General features: G+C 68.7%; 13 protein-coding genes. 7 read left to right on the forward strand and 6 right to left on the reverse strand.

Features of this window, described 5'->3' with window-relative positions:
• The coding region (locus AB1634_09020) for an SUMF1/EgtB/PvdO family nonheme iron enzyme (GenBank protein ID MEW6219655.1) at window positions 1-1,421 on the forward strand (1,421 nt) is incomplete at its 5' end.
• Here the strand turns inward: AB1634_09020 and aroB are convergent.
• From aroB to AB1634_09050, 6 genes are all read right to left on the reverse strand, one after another.
• Entirely contained in the window at window positions 1,418-2,506 is a 1,089-nt protein-coding gene (gene aroB, locus AB1634_09025) for a 3-dehydroquinate synthase (GenBank protein ID MEW6219656.1), read from the reverse strand. The genes AB1634_09020 and aroB overlap by 4 nt on opposite strands.
• Before the next feature lie 32 nt (window positions 2,507-2,538).
• Entirely contained in the window at window positions 2,539-3,024 is a 486-nt protein-coding gene (locus AB1634_09030) for a universal stress protein (GenBank protein MEW6219657.1), read from the reverse strand.
• 55 nt (window positions 3,025-3,079) lie between these two features.
• Window positions 3,080-4,087 (reverse strand): hypothetical protein, encoded by a 1,008-nt coding sequence (locus AB1634_09035; GenBank protein ID MEW6219658.1) that lies wholly within the window; start codon window positions 4,085-4,087, stop codon window positions 3,080-3,082.
• Between the two features lie 93 nt (window positions 4,088-4,180).
• Window positions 4,181-5,464: a sulfate adenylyltransferase gene (gene sat, locus AB1634_09040; GenBank protein ID MEW6219659.1), complete on the reverse strand. Its 1,284-nt coding sequence runs from the start codon at window positions 5,462-5,464 to the stop codon at window positions 4,181-4,183.
• A gap of 260 nt (window positions 5,465-5,724) precedes the next feature.
• Window positions 5,725-6,144, reverse strand: a complete 420-nt coding sequence (locus AB1634_09045; protein ID MEW6219660.1) for a flagellar protein FlaG — start codon at window positions 6,142-6,144, stop codon at window positions 5,725-5,727.
• 154 nt (window positions 6,145-6,298) lie between these two features.
• On the reverse strand, window positions 6,299-6,688 hold the full coding sequence (locus AB1634_09050) for a hypothetical protein (protein MEW6219661.1): 390 nt from the start codon (window positions 6,686-6,688) through the stop codon (window positions 6,299-6,301).
• A gap of 174 nt (window positions 6,689-6,862) precedes the next feature.
• On the opposite strand from AB1634_09050, the gene AB1634_09055 reads away from it, so the two are divergent.
• The 6 genes from AB1634_09055 to AB1634_09080 all read left to right on the forward strand — a co-directional run bounded on the left by AB1634_09055 (window position 6,863) and on the right by AB1634_09080 (window position 13,099).
• Window positions 6,863-7,855: a GDP-mannose 4,6-dehydratase gene (locus tag AB1634_09055; protein ID MEW6219662.1), complete on the forward strand. Its 993-nt coding sequence runs from the start codon at window positions 6,863-6,865 to the stop codon at window positions 7,853-7,855.
• Entirely contained in the window at window positions 7,848-8,999 is a 1,152-nt protein-coding gene (locus tag AB1634_09060; protein ID MEW6219663.1) for a LegC family aminotransferase, read from the forward strand. Before AB1634_09055 ends, AB1634_09060 begins: the two co-directional genes overlap by 8 nt.
• A complete protein-coding gene (locus AB1634_09065) occupies window positions 8,996-9,637 on the forward strand; it encodes a NeuD/PglB/VioB family sugar acetyltransferase (protein ID MEW6219664.1) in 642 nt (213 codons plus the stop codon). Before AB1634_09060 ends, AB1634_09065 begins: the two co-directional genes overlap by 4 nt.
• A gap of 95 nt (window positions 9,638-9,732) precedes the next feature.
• Entirely contained in the window at window positions 9,733-10,404 is a 672-nt protein-coding gene (locus tag AB1634_09070) for a PAS domain-containing protein (protein MEW6219665.1), read from the forward strand.
• A gap of 160 nt (window positions 10,405-10,564) precedes the next feature.
• Window positions 10,565-11,311 (forward strand): DUF928 domain-containing protein, encoded by a 747-nt coding sequence (locus tag AB1634_09075; protein ID MEW6219666.1) that lies wholly within the window; start codon window positions 10,565-10,567, stop codon window positions 11,309-11,311.
• Window positions 11,312-11,344: 33 nt separating this feature from the next.
• Entirely contained in the window at window positions 11,345-13,099 is a 1,755-nt protein-coding gene (locus AB1634_09080) for a POTRA domain-containing protein (protein ID MEW6219667.1), read from the forward strand.
• Window positions 13,100-13,204 lie beyond the last annotated feature (105 nt).

Raw genomic sequence — 13,204 nt, forward strand, 5'->3', positions numbered from 1 at the left:
CCGGGGATGAGGACCTCGATACCGGCGAGGCCATGCCTCCGGATGATGTCGAAGCCCTGGCAGAGGCCGTCGAGATCGACGAGGTCGAAGAGCTGGAGGAAGCCGACGAAGCGGAGATCGTCCAGGGGATCGAACCCCTGCCCGGGGACGAGGACCTCGATACCGGCAAGCCTATGCCGGCCGGTGATCTCGAAGACCTGGCAGAGGCCGTCGACTTCGACGAGGTCGAAGAGCTGGAGGAGGCCGACGAGGCGGAGGTCGTCCAGGGGATCGAGCCCCTGCCCGGGGACCAGGGCCTCGATACCGGCGAGGCCATGCCGGCCGCTGATCTCGAAGACCTGGCAGAGGCCGTCGACTTCGACGAGGTCGAAGAGCTGGAGGAGGTGGACGAATCCCAGGTCACCGCCGAGGCCGGGGAGGCATTGGCTGGTGCGGCCCAGGAGGTCGGCCCGGACCGCCAGGTGGGCACCGGAGTCGACCTGGAGGATGTCCCACGGGCAGGGGGGGCTCCGGCGCCCCCCACCGCCACCGACGCCTCGCCCCTGGAGATTCTGTCAGAATACCTGGAGCCCCCCGATGCCCTGGCCCTGCGCACCGGTCTCCTGGACGAGCGGCAAGAGGACTACGTGGCCCAGATCCTGGAGCGGTTCACCCCCCGCTTCGTCCATATCCCAGCGGGGACCTATACCGTGGGCAATCCCCATCCCCGGGCCAACGAATCCGGCCTGCGGCAGGTCACCCTCCCCTCCTTCCACCTCGGCCAGTACCCGGTGACCAACGACCTCTTTGAGCTGTTCGTCCGGGACACCGGGTACGAGACAGAGGCGGAGCGGGCCGGCTTCGGTCTGGTCCATACCGCCCGGGTGTGGCAGGGCAAGGACGAGCGCGGCCGGGCCGTTGTCAGCCTGAGCCGGACGGCCGCCGCCCGGCGGGTGGCCGGCGCCTGCTGGCGGCATCCCCAGGGACCGGGCAGCAGCCTGGCCAACCGGCACAACCATCCCGTGACCCAGGTCAGCCGACAGGATGCCATGGCCTTTGCTGCCTGGGCTGGAAAGCGCCTGCCCAGCGAGGAGGAGTGGGAGGCCGCCGCCCGGGGCCCGGACGGCCGTCTCTTTCCCTGGGGCGATCTGTGGGTGGAGCGCCTGGGCAACTTCGAGCTCAGCCGGCAAGGTGGCACCACGGCGGTCAGCCGCTTCGGTCCCCAGGCAGCCAGCCCCTTCGCCATCTGCGACCTTCTGGGCAATGTCTGGGAGTGGACCAGCAGCCCCTGGGGTGGCGAGGAGGGTGGCAGCCGGCCAGGCCGGCGCTTTCTCCTCAAAGGCGGCTGCTGGACCAGCAGCCAAGTGGTGACAATCGGCCTGCGGCTCACGGAGCGGGAGGATGTCTGGAGCGATATCTACGGCTTCCGCTGCGCGGTCTAGCCGGCCCGACCGGCCAGCACCGCCGCCACCAGGGCCTCGTCCACGGCGCCGGTGATCTCCACCTCGCCGATGGCCCGGGGCAGAACGAAGAAAGGCCGGCCGGCCACCGCCTTCTTGTCCGTCCTGAGGAAGCCTTGCACCGCCTGCCGGTCCAGGCCAGCCGGCAGCCGCACCGGCAGCCCGAAGCCCGCAAGCAGCCGCTCCAGGCGGTCCCGCTCGGCGGAAGCCAGCATGCCTTTGGCCACCGCGATGTCGGCCGCTGCCGCCATGCCCATGGCCACCGCCAGCCCGTGGGCCAGGGCGTAGCCGGAGGATGCCTCCACGGCATGGCCGATGGTGTGACCGAAGTTGAGGATCCGCCGCAGATCCGCCTCGGTCTCGTCGGCGGCCACCACCTCGGCCTTGATCTGGCAGCAGCGGGCGATCACCCGCTCCAGCACCGGGAGGTCCCGGGCCAGGATCGCCGCCTGCTGCTCCTCCAGGGACGCGAACAGAGCGGCATCCCGGATCACCCCGTACTTCACCACCTCGGCGAGGCCGTTGAGCAGCTCCGCTGCCGGCAAGGTCGCCAGAACCCGGGTGTCGATGTAGACCGCCCGCGGCTGGTAGAAGGCGCCCACCAGGTTCTTGCCCTCCGGGATGTCGACGCCGGTCTTGCCCCCCACCGAGCTGTCCACCTGAGCCAGGAGGGTGGTGGGCACCTGCACGAAGGGGATGCCTCGCATGTAGACCGCTGCGAGAAAGCCGGTGATGTCACCGGTCACGCCGCCGCCCAGGGCGATGAGCCCGTCCCGGCGATCGGTTCCCCGCTGGGCCAGCTGGCTGGCCAGCTGCCCCACCGTGGCCAGGCTCTTGCTCGCCTCCCCGGCCGGGAAGGTGAGCAAGTCAGCGGTCAGGCCGCCACTGGCCAGGGAGGCGAGAAGGGATGCCCCGTGCAGGCGGGCAACTTGGTCGTCCGCCACCACCAGATAGCGCTTGGCGATGGCGCGGCCGGCAAGGTCTCTGCCCACCGCGGCCAGCATCCCGGCCTGGATGACAATGGGATAGCTGCGCCTGCCCAGACCTACTTGGATCTCCTGCCCCATAGCGAGCTCCGAGGAACAATCGGGTAGAGAGGTCATTCCACGACCAGCACGGCACAGTCCTTGGCCATATGGAGGATGCGGTTCGAGGTGCTGCCGAAGATGAACTCCTCCTGGCGGGAAATGCCCCGCCGGCCGATAACCACCGTGCAGAACCCACCCCGCTGCTGCTCCTCCAGGATGCGGTCAGCGATGGAGCGCACCTCCAAGACCTCGATCTGGGTGGCTACCCGCTCCGGCGGCCAACCGGCGCCGGTGAGGATACGGACATGGGTGGCCAGCATCTGCCGGGCCTCCTCCTGCCGCTCGCCCACCCAGGTGGCCCGCTCGGTGTCGTTGGCAAAATAGTCTCCGGCCGGGATGGGGACGATGGTGAGCAGCGTCGCCCGCACCGCTGGGAGACTGGCGAAAAAATCGGCCACATAGGCCACCGCCCGCTGGGCGTTCTCCGATCCATCCACCGCCAGCAGCAGGCGGCGCTCCTGTTTCGAGGCCGGCGCGCCGGCAGCATGCTCGTTCATGGGTCAAGACCTCCCTCCGCGGGGCACCGCCCGGGCCGGCGCGGCCCGGCTCCGATCATGCGTCCCCGGCGGGCAGATCGGCGATCGCGGCCCCGAGATCGGCCAGAAACTGGTCGGCATGATCGTAGAAGATCTCCGCCCCCTGGGAGAAGTGGCGGAGGATGAAGTCGAGGGAGCCAGGGAGGTAAGGATACACCTTCCGGAGGCTGGCCACGCGATTCTTGAAGATGATATGGCCATCCTCCGGCCGGAGGCGGTCCACCACCGCCGGCCGGGTGGCCGCCAGGCTGTCCAGCGTCACATCGCCGCCGCCCACCAGGAAGATCAGGATGCTGCCCAGGCCGAAGAGGTCATAGCCGGCCATGCTCTCGCCGTGGTGTACGTAGTCGAAGTCGAAATCGATCCAGCGGCACAGCCCTCTCTCGCGATCCAGCAGGATATGATCCCGCCGGATGTCGCCGTGCTTCTCCCCGTGCTCATGCAGCCAGGCGATGGCCCGGGCCAGCTCCAGGAAGATCACCAGCACCTCCCGCAAATGGCTCTGAAAATAGCGCTGGTGATCGGCCGCCCGCTCCAGGACCCAGTCGTCGAAGCGTACCCCCCGGATATAGTCCAGGATCCGCACCACGTTGCCGCCGGCGTCCGCGACCCACCGGCCCTGCATGAAGCGCAGGTCGCCGCGCACCAAATCCAGGATGCGGGCCTCCTTCTTGGGGCTGCGGTAGCAGTCGAAGACGATACCGCCGACCCGGGCCTGGAAACGCTCCAGAAAGACCATCTTGAGGATGACCGTGGCACCGCTGTCCAGATCGGTGGCCCGGCGCACCCAGTGCTTGGGCTCGTCGTCCAGACCGAACCGACCCTCCCGCTCGCAGGTGCTGATGAGATAGGGGGTCTGGCCCAGGATCACCACGTCGTGGTAGTCGACCCGGAAGAAGTCGGAGGTATCAGCGACGATCTTGAAACGGCCAGGCACCCGATGAGGCCCCAGCACCCGGGCCAGCCGCTCGACAACGGCCGGACGGCTGAGATCCGCTTCGGGATTGGCGCCGGTGGCGGTCATGATGAGACAGGAGTACCCTCCGCCTGAAATAGCGAAGGGAGACGACGTTGCCGCCGTCTCCCTTCGCACACAGAGAAAGCTGCCTGACCGAGCTTACTTCATGGCGCTGGCGGCGGCGTGGGACTGCATCTTGATCTCCACCTTCTCGGTGAGACCTTCGTAGTACTCCCGCAGGATGACCAGGACCTCGTCGCGGCCGAAGTGATCCGGCACCTCGGCGCCCTCGGACAGGGCCTTGCGGAGCTTGGTGCCGGACAGGACCACCCGGTCCTCCTTGCCGTGGGGGCAGGTGCGCAGGGAGGCCATACCGTCGCACTTGAAGCAGTAGAAGGTCCAGTCGATCTTCAGGGGCTGGCACAGCAGGGCCTTGCCGGCGCCTTCCGGCTTCGGGATGCGGTCAAAGATCTCCTGGGCCTCGAACAGGGTGTAGAAGTCGCCGACGCCGGCATGGTCACGGCCGACGATCAGCCGGTTGACGCCGTAGTTCTGGCGGAAGGTGGCATGGAGCAGGGCCTCCCGGGGGCCGGCATAGCGCATATCCAGAGGATAGCCGCCCTGGACGATGTTCTCCTTCACGAAGTACTTGTCGATGAGAACGTCGATGCACTTGATCCGCACCTCGGCCGGGATGTCACCGGGCTTGAGGTTGCCCACCAGGGAGTGGATGAAGACGCCGTCGCACACCTCGACCGCGATCTTGGCCAGGAACTCGTGGGAGCGGTGCATGGGATTCCGGAGCTGCAGGGCGGCGACGGTGGACCAGCCGCGCTCGTCGAACTTGGCCCGGGCCTCGGACGGGGTCATATAGACGCCCGGGAAGCGCTGCGGGAAGTCGCCCTCGGACAGCACCTGCACCGGGCCGGCCAGGTTGAACTCCTTCTGGGCCAGCACCATCTTGACGCCCGGATGATCCTTGGGGGCAATCTCCCAGAACTTGCCGTCGGCGCTTTCCTCGCCGTTGCCCTTGTAGACCTTCTCGCACTCGAAGCGCTTGTCGGCCTCGGTCACCTGGTACTTCTCGGTGACCGTCATGATGGCCATGTTCTCGCCCGAGTCGTTCACCAGGGTGATCTGGTCACCGGTGGTGATGCCGTCGGCATCGGCCTTGTCACAGGACAGGGTCACCGGCACCGGCCAGAAGGTGCCGTCGGACAGGGTGAAGTTCTCGCAGACGCTCTTCCAGTCGGCCCGGGTCATGAAGCCGGTGAGGGGGCTGAAGCCGCCGATACCCATCATGATCAGATCGCCGTTCTCCCGGGCGCTGATCTTGATCTTCTTCAGCTTCTCGGCCTTCTCGCGAGCGGCTTCCAGATCGTGGCCCTTGAGCAGGCAGCAGGTCAGGCCCTTTCCTCCATGGGGGGGGACTAGCTTCGACATCGTCTTGGTCTCCTTGGTGTGTTGATATGAACAGGTGAACGACTGAACGCCCATTCAGTTTGGGGCCGAATCTTAAAGGCGGGCGGCCGGGTTGTCAAGAAAAAAGTCGCCGGCGTTTTCCGGTGCAGACCAAGGCGGGACCAGGCGGAGGGGACAGCGGGGGAGAAACGGGCCAGGCCCGCCGGAGCGGGCCTGGGGAGCAGGACCGGTCCGAAGGGCAAGAGCCGACCCCGGACCGGCGGGGGGGGGGCGGAACCGGGCTAGGCGTGCTGATCGAAGAGCAGGCCCACCAGCTCGGCCAGCTTGGCTTCGAGCTTCACCAGATCCTCGCTGGGGATCTGGCGGATCACCTCGCCTGTTGCCCGGTCGGTGATCTCGATCACCACTCGGCCGGTCTCCTCGTTGACCTCGAAGCCCAGGGAGCTGCCCAGGGATTCCAGACGCTCCTGGGCCATGGCCACCCGCTCCTGGATCTCGGCAGCGGACGTCGAGCCACCGGCCTCCGCCTGGCCGGCCCGGCGAGGCCGCTCCTTGAGGACCTTGTCGTCCAGGGCCAATCCTGCTGCCCCTTGCCCCTCCGTTACGGGTCTGATCTCCGGCTTGTTGCGCTCCTCGCGCTCCGAAGGCGCAATTGCCGGCAGCCCGTAGGCCTTGACCTCCAGATTCGCGTTGACATCCATGTGCGTCCTCCTGGGCACGCTCCCGCGTGCCGTTGCGCTGCCGAACGCTGGCCCGCACCGCCGCCCCGTCAGGCGGCGCCTGGTGTGCGACCAGTTGGGAATCGACGTCCATCCCGGATCAGGAATGGACGATGCACGCTCCGGCCGGCCGGGATCAGGCCCGCCGCCGCATGGCGGCTGGCGCGGCGGCGCCCTCGGTGCCCGCCGACAAGATCTGGTCGAGCCTTGCGACCATGGCGGCCAGGCGCTCCAGCCGGCGGCCGTCCCGCTCGAGAATGGCTCCCCACAGCAGCCGTTGCCACAAATGGCAAAGACGGCTGGCCGGCCCCGGGTCGGAGCCAGCGGTCATGGCTTTCTGCCATTCGGCCAGCAGGACCGCAGCCCGGCCCAGATGGGCGGCCCGCTGGTGCTGATCACCAGCCTGGCCTGCGACCCTGGCCTGTTCGAGATATTGGGCCAGAAGCTTCAGGCCCTCTCCCTCGGCAGCACGGCCCGTTTCTGCCAGCTGCCGCTTGTACGCGGCCACACCTCGGGCTGCCTTCATCGCCTCCTGCCCATCCCGCAGACCCATTTCATCGTTATCCTCCTCATCGACCGGCTGCCCAAGGAACTTGAGAGAAAAGAGGCTGCTGCAAAAAAAAGTTTCCAGCACCCCAGCGATGGGGCAAGATAGTGGACGTTGGCCGTTCCTTCATCCCGAGCCCTTGTGGGGGGCGCCATGGATCTTGCCGGCAGAAAGGTCCTCGTCACCGGCGCCGATGGCTTCATCGGCTCCCATCTCACGGAACTGCTGCTGCAAGAGGGCTGCCAGGTGCGGGCCCTGTGCCAGTACAACTCCTTCGGCTCCTGGGGTTGGCTGGAGGGCCTGGACTTGCCGCCCGCAGCAGAGGTGGTGGCAGGGGATGTCCGGGATCCCCACTTCTGCCGCTGGCTGGCCCGGGAGATGGAGGTGATCTTCCATCTGGCGGCCCTTATCGCCATCCCGTATTCCTACCAGGCGCCGGCCAGCTACCTGGCCACCAATGTCCAGGGCACCCTCAACATCTGCCAGGCGGCGCTCGACGGCCGCTGCCAGCGGCTGATCCAGACCTCCACCTCGGAGGTTTATGGCACTGCCCGCTATGTGCCCATGGATGAAGGCCATCCCCTCCAGGCCCAATCCCCGTATGCCGCCTCCAAGATCGGCGCCGACGCCGTGGCGGTCTCCTTCCACCGGGCCTTCGGGCTGCCGGTGACTGTAGCCCGGCCTTTCAACACCTATGGCCCGCGCCAGTCCGCCCGGGCGGTGATTCCCACCATCATCAGCCAGATCGCGGCAGGCCAGGAGCGGATCCGGCTGGGCGATCTCACCCCCACCCGGGATCTCAACTACGTGGAGGACACCTGCCGGGGACTCATGGCCCTGGCCGCCTGCGACGCCGCGGTCGGCGAGACCGTCAACGTTGGCTCCGGACAGGAGATCGCCGTGGGGGAGCTGGCGGCCCTCATTGCCCGGCTCATGGGCCAGACGGTCAGCATCGAGGCCGACCCGCAGCGGCTGCGGCCGCCAGGCTCCGAGGTCTTCCGCCTCTGCTGCGACAACCGCCGCTTGCGGCAGCTGACCGGCTTTGCCCACCAGATCAGCCTGGACGAGGGCCTGCTGCGAACCATCGCCTGGTTCCGGAATCCCGCCCATCTGAGCCGCTACAAGGCCGACCTTTACAATGTTTGAATCGGTCATCGCCCTCATCCGGGATCTCTATCCGGCCCAGACCACCATCCCTCTCCACGAGCCTCGCTTCCAGGGCCGGGAACGGGAATATGTCCTGGCGGCCATCGACTCCACCTTCGTCTCCTCGGTGGGGGCCTTCGTGGACCGCCTGGAGGCCGAGGTGGTACGGTACACCGGTACGGCGCAGGCAGTGGCCACCGTAAACGGCACCGCGGCCCTCCATATCGCCCTGCTCCTGGCCGGGGTCCAGCCGGGGGACGAGGTCATCACCCAGCCCCTGACCTTTGTCGCGACCGCCAACGCCATCGCTTACTGCGGAGCGACCCCGGTGTTCGTCGACGTGGATCGCCGCTGCGCCGGCCTCTCCCCGGAGGCCCTGGCCGCCTTCCTGGACCAGGAGACCAGACGCCAGGACGGGGTGCTCTTGAACCGGTCGAGCGGCCGGCGTATCGCCGCTTGCCTGCCCGTGCACACCTTCGGCCTGCCCGCGGCCATCGAGCGGCTGGTGGCGACTTGCGCCGAGCACGGCCTGCCGGTGGTGGAGGACGCCGCCGAGGCCCTGGGCAGCACCTGGCAGGGCCGCCATTGCGGCACCTTCGGACTCCTGGGCATCTACAGCCTCAACGGCAACAAGACCATCACCGCCGGTGGCGGCGGCATCATCGTCACCAGCGACCCGGTCTTGGCCCGCCAGGCCAAGCACCTGACCACCACCGCCAAGCGCCTCCACCCGTATCTGTATGACCATGATGCCCTGGGCTACAACTACCGGATGCCGAACCTGAACGCCGCCCTGGCCTGCGCCCAACTGGAGCAGCTGGAAGCGTTTGTGGCCGCAAAGCGGACAGTCGCGGCCCGCTACCAGGCCTTCTTCGCCACCAGCGGCCTGACCTTCCTGGAAGAGCCGGCCGGCGGCCGCGCCAACTGCTGGCTCAACAGCATCCTTCTGCCGGACCGGGCGGCCCGGGACCTCTTCCTGGCCGAGACCCACCGCGCCGGCATCCTCACCCGCCCAGCCTGGCGGCTGCTCAATGAGCTGCCCATGTACCGGAGCTGCCGCCACGACGGCCTGGCCAACGCCCGCTGGCTGGCGGACCGTCTGGTCAACCTGCCCAGCAGCGTGCCCGCCGGAGCAAGGCCATGACGAGCCCACCAGAGCCCATCGTGCTCCTGGGCGGCGGCGGTCACTGCCACGCCTGCATCGACGTGGTCGAGGCGGAAGGCCGCTTCACCATCGCCGGCATCCTCGATCCGGCCCTCACCCCGGGCGCCCAGGTTCTGGGCTACCCGGTGCTGGGCGACGACGCCGAGATCCCTGGCCTCCGGGACCGGCAGCTGGCCTTCCTCATCACCATTGGCCAGATCCGGAGCGCCCAGCGCCGGGCCGCTCTCTTTGCCGAGCTCTCCCGTCTGGGCGGCCGGCTGCCGGTGATCGTTTCGCCCCGGGCCCATCTGTCCCGCCACGCTACGGTGGCGGACGGCACCATCCTCCTGCACGGCGCGGTGGTCAACGCCGGCGCGGCCATCGGCGCCAACGCCATCATCAACAGCCTGGCCCTGGTGGAGCACGACGCCCTTGTTGGCAGCCACTGCCATATCGCCACCGGCGCCATCGTCAACGGCGGCGCGGTGGTGGAGGATGGCTGCTTGGTCGGCAGCGGTGCCGTGATCCGGGAAGGGGTGCACATCGGCGCCGGCTCCCTGGTCGGGGCCGGGGTGACGGTCCTCAGGAATCTGCCGGCCGGCAGCCTGGTCCGGGCGCCGCCTGCCCCGGGTGGCTGACCTGACCCTGCGGTCGCGGCTGTCCGTGCTGCCGCAGATACGGCCCGCCACCTGATCACAGGGAATCATGCCTGTCGCACGGGAAGCCTGGGACTATGCGAGACAAGGTCACGTTGATGCCGCCGTCCCCCCTGGAGCAGAAGTCCTCCCTTGCGAGTCGCATCCTGGATGCCATCCCCCTGTCCATCTTTCTGGTGGACGAGGATGTCCGCATCCTGGGCCTCAATGCTGCGGCCCAACAGACCCTGGGCCTGGCGCCGGCCGAGGTGCTGCAGCGCCGGGGCGGCGAGGCGCTGCACTGCCTGCACAGCCTGGAAACCCCCGCCGGCTGCGGCGGCTCCCCCGCCTGCCGCACCTGCGTCATCCGTCTTGCGGTGCGCGATGGTCTTGAAGGGGGCACGGTCATTCGGCGCCGCGCCAAGCTGCAACGGGTGAGCGGGGATGGCCGGGTCAATATCGAGCTCCTGGTCACGGTCAATCCCTTCCCGGATCCGGAGCAGAGGCTCGCCATCCTGGTCCTGGAGGACATCACCGAGCTGAGCCTGCTCCAGGATCTCATCCCCATCTGCTGCCACTGCAAAAGGGTGCGCAACGACAGCCAGTTCTGGCAGAGTGTGGACCACTATTTGAGCGACCACCTGGGCCTCGACTTCACCCACGGCATCTGCCCGGACTGCGCCCGCAGCCTTTATCCCGAGCTCTTCCCCGATCCGGAGCCGCCGGCCGGCCAGAGCCCCCCCGCCGCTCCGGTCCCCGAGCAGTCTTGACAGCCGGCAGTCGGTCTGGTAAAGGGCCGACAGATCGGATTTTTCCATCAGGATTCCAGCAGAGGACCCTCAGGCCAGGGAGGCGGCTCTATCCCGGGCGGAAGGCCCCTTGCTCCTCCGCAACCATGCCGCTGAGCCCACTTTGAGGAGGATGCCCCCCATGCCGCCCCGGCGACCGAGACCCCTGAGCTGGCTCCTGGCGCTGCTCCTGGTTGCGGTGGCGCTGCCTTTCTGGGCCGGGGCCGAGGCACCAGCCGCCGGCAGCGGCACGATCGTGTACCAGCCTCCCCGCCGGGGCGCGCCCCGGGCCAGGATCGGTGGCGCCACCCGCGGCAGCCATGGCAGCCAGCCGGTCGTGGCGGTGCTGGCCCCGGACCATGTGGGTCTGACCAGCCAGGACCAGCCGGACCTGTTCTGGTATATCTCCCAGCCGGTGACCCAGCCGGTGGAGCTGGCCATCATCGATCCGGAGCGCCCGGCGCCGCTTCTGGAGGAACGTCTGGATGGCGTGCCCCGGGCAGGCATCCAGCGGTGGCGACTGGCTGGCCACAGCCTGCGCCTCGCCCCTGGCAAGGAATACCAGTGGTCAGTGGCCATGGTCCTCGATCCGGCGCACCGCTCGCAGGATCTGGTGGCCGGCGGCATGATCGAACGCTTGCCGCCAGACCCGACAGCGGCTCCGCCGCCGGCCCCCACCGCCCTGGCAGCCGTGGCCTATGCTCAGGAGGGGGTGTGGTACGATGCCCTGACCTGCCTGGCGAATCTGGCGGACCGCCTACCGGACGATCCTGCACCCCGGCTGCTGCGCGCCGAGCTCCTGGACCAGATCGGCCTGCCCGAGCTGGCGACCCTGGAACGGACCGCTGCCGCTGACGCCAGCGGCGCCGCTGGGCACCGGACCCCTTGATCCTTCCCCCACCCCGGACCCGAGCGACCTGTCGTGCCTGCGCCAGCCTTGGTCTTTCGCCGGCCGACCAGCCGGCTCCATCCGGGTGTCGCCACGGCCCTGGTCCTGGTCATGGCCCTCCTGCCGAGCCTGACCGGCCGCGCCCAGACCGTTGCCGACCCGGCGACCGCCCTGGAGCCCCCCCTCGCCCGGCCGCCACTGCCAGCCCCTCGTCCCCAGCCGCCGGCGCCCGGGATCGAGCTGCCGCCCGTCCCGCTTCCCATGGAGGGACCGCAGCGGTTGGCGGGCCTCCCCCGGGTCTTCTTGCGCCAGATCCGCTTCGAGGGCAATACGGCGCTCAACGACGACGAGCTTGGCCAGGTGGCCTTGCCCTATCTCGGCCGGGAGATCACGAGCGAAGATCTGCAGGACCTGCGGCTGGCGATCACCCAGGCCTATGTCGACCGGGGCTATCTCAATTCCGGGGCGGTGATTCCGGATCAGGAGGTGACGGACCACACCATCCGCATCCGGATCGTCGAAGGCCGGCTTGCAGCCATCACCGTCACCGGCAGCGGCCGGCTGCGACCGGAATACATCGGGGAGCGGCTGGCCCTCGGGGCGGAGCCGCCGTTCAACATCCACACCCTCCAGGAGCGCTTCCAGCTCCTGGACGCCGATCCCCTGATCGCGACGCTCAAGGGTGAGGTGCTGCCAGGCATCCGGCCGGGGGAGGCGGAGCTGCAGGTGGAGGTGACCCCGGCCAGCCCCTTCGAGCTGGAGATCCAGGCGGCCAACAACCAGGCCCCCAGTGTGGGCAGCGAGCGCCTGGCGACCCGGGGAGCCTTCCGGAACGTCACCGGCTGGGGGGACACCCTGGCCGCCACCTGGGGCCGCACCGAGGGCGCCGGTGACCTGACCGCCGTCTATGCCCTGCCGCTGTCGGCCCAGGGCACTCTGATCGAGCTGCGCTATGCGGTCACCGACGCCGCGATCATCGAGGAGCCCTTTGCCGAGATCGACATCGAAAGCGAGCTGGTCTCCTATGGCGCCACCCTGAGCCACCCGGTGCTCAGCTCGCTCGCCCAGCGTCTGGTCCTGGGGCTCACCGTCGAGCGGCGCCACAGCGAGACCTTCCTTTTGGGCCGGCCCTTCTCCTTCTCGCCCGGGGTCATCGACGGCGAGTCCGATGTCTTCGCGCTGCGCTTCTCCCAGGAGTATGTCCGGCAGGCCAGCCATGAGGTGCTGGCCGCTCGCTCGGTGATCAGCCTGGGCGTGGATGCCTGGGGGGCCACCGACAACCCCGTGCATCCGGACGGCCAGTTTCTGGCCTGGCTGGGGCAGTTCCAGTGGGCCCGTCTCCTGGGCTGGGGGAGCCAGCTCATCTTCCGTACCGATCTCCAGCTGGCCGCCGCGCCTCTCCTGCCCATGGAGAAGTTTGCGGTGGGCGGCGCCGGCAGCGTCCGGGGCTTCCGGGAGAACCTCTTCGTCAAGGATTCCGGGCTGGCCGCTTCCCTGGAGTGGCGGATCCCGATCCTCCGCCTGCCCCTGCCCCTGGTCGAAACCGGTGTGGCGGATGGTGTTGTCCAGCTGGCCCCCTTCTTCGACTGGGGGGCCTCCTGGGCCAAGGACGTGGCGGCCCCGGACCGGGAGGCCCTGTCCAGCTTCGGGGTTGGCCTGCGCTGGGAGGCCAGCGCCCGGGTCCACGCCCAGCTCTACCTGGCCAGGCCGCTCCGGGACTTCGACTACGCCGACCGGGACCTCCAGGACGACGGCATCCACTTTGCCCTTTCCTGGCGCCTGCTTTGAGGGGCGATCGTCATGACCACGGAGCCGGTCCACCGGAACCGACCCCAGCCCGCGCAGCTGCCCACCCCCTGAGCGAGTCCTCTGCCATGGCCCTGCCGCCCGCCG

The organism is Thermodesulfobacteriota bacterium, assembly GCA_040755095.1.
Lineage (GTDB): Bacteria > Desulfobacterota > Desulfobulbia > Desulfobulbales > JBFMBH01 > JBFMBH01.

What these genes read in the sequence shown, in the direction of transcription:
- AB1634_09075 (MEW6219666.1), top strand. Translation starts at nt 10,565, where the DNA reads ATGCCGCCCCGGCGACCGAGACCCCTGAGCTGGCTCCTGGCGCTGCTC.
- AB1634_09045 (MEW6219660.1), bottom strand. Translation starts at nt 6,144, where the DNA reads ATGGATGTCAACGCGAATCTGGAGGTCAAGGCCTACGGGCTGCCGGCA.
- aroB (MEW6219656.1), bottom strand. Translation starts at nt 2,506, where the DNA reads ATGGGGCAGGAGATCCAAGTAGGTCTGGGCAGGCGCAGCTATCCCATT.
- AB1634_09030 (MEW6219657.1), bottom strand. Translation starts at nt 3,024, where the DNA reads ATGAACGAGCATGCTGCCGGCGCGCCGGCCTCGAAACAGGAGCGCCGC.
- AB1634_09065 (MEW6219664.1), top strand. Translation starts at nt 8,996, where the DNA reads ATGACGAGCCCACCAGAGCCCATCGTGCTCCTGGGCGGCGGCGGTCAC.
- AB1634_09070 (MEW6219665.1), top strand. Translation starts at nt 9,733, where the DNA reads ATGCGAGACAAGGTCACGTTGATGCCGCCGTCCCCCCTGGAGCAGAAG.
- AB1634_09035 (MEW6219658.1), bottom strand. Translation starts at nt 4,087, where the DNA reads ATGACCGCCACCGGCGCCAATCCCGAAGCGGATCTCAGCCGTCCGGCC.
- AB1634_09050 (MEW6219661.1), bottom strand. Translation starts at nt 6,688, where the DNA reads ATGAAGGCAGCCCGAGGTGTGGCCGCGTACAAGCGGCAGCTGGCAGAA.
- AB1634_09055 (MEW6219662.1), top strand. Translation starts at nt 6,863, where the DNA reads ATGGATCTTGCCGGCAGAAAGGTCCTCGTCACCGGCGCCGATGGCTTC.
- sat (MEW6219659.1), bottom strand. Translation starts at nt 5,464, where the DNA reads ATGTCGAAGCTAGTCCCCCCCCATGGAGGAAAGGGCCTGACCTGCTGC.
- AB1634_09060 (MEW6219663.1), top strand. Translation starts at nt 7,848, where the DNA reads ATGTTTGAATCGGTCATCGCCCTCATCCGGGATCTCTATCCGGCCCAG.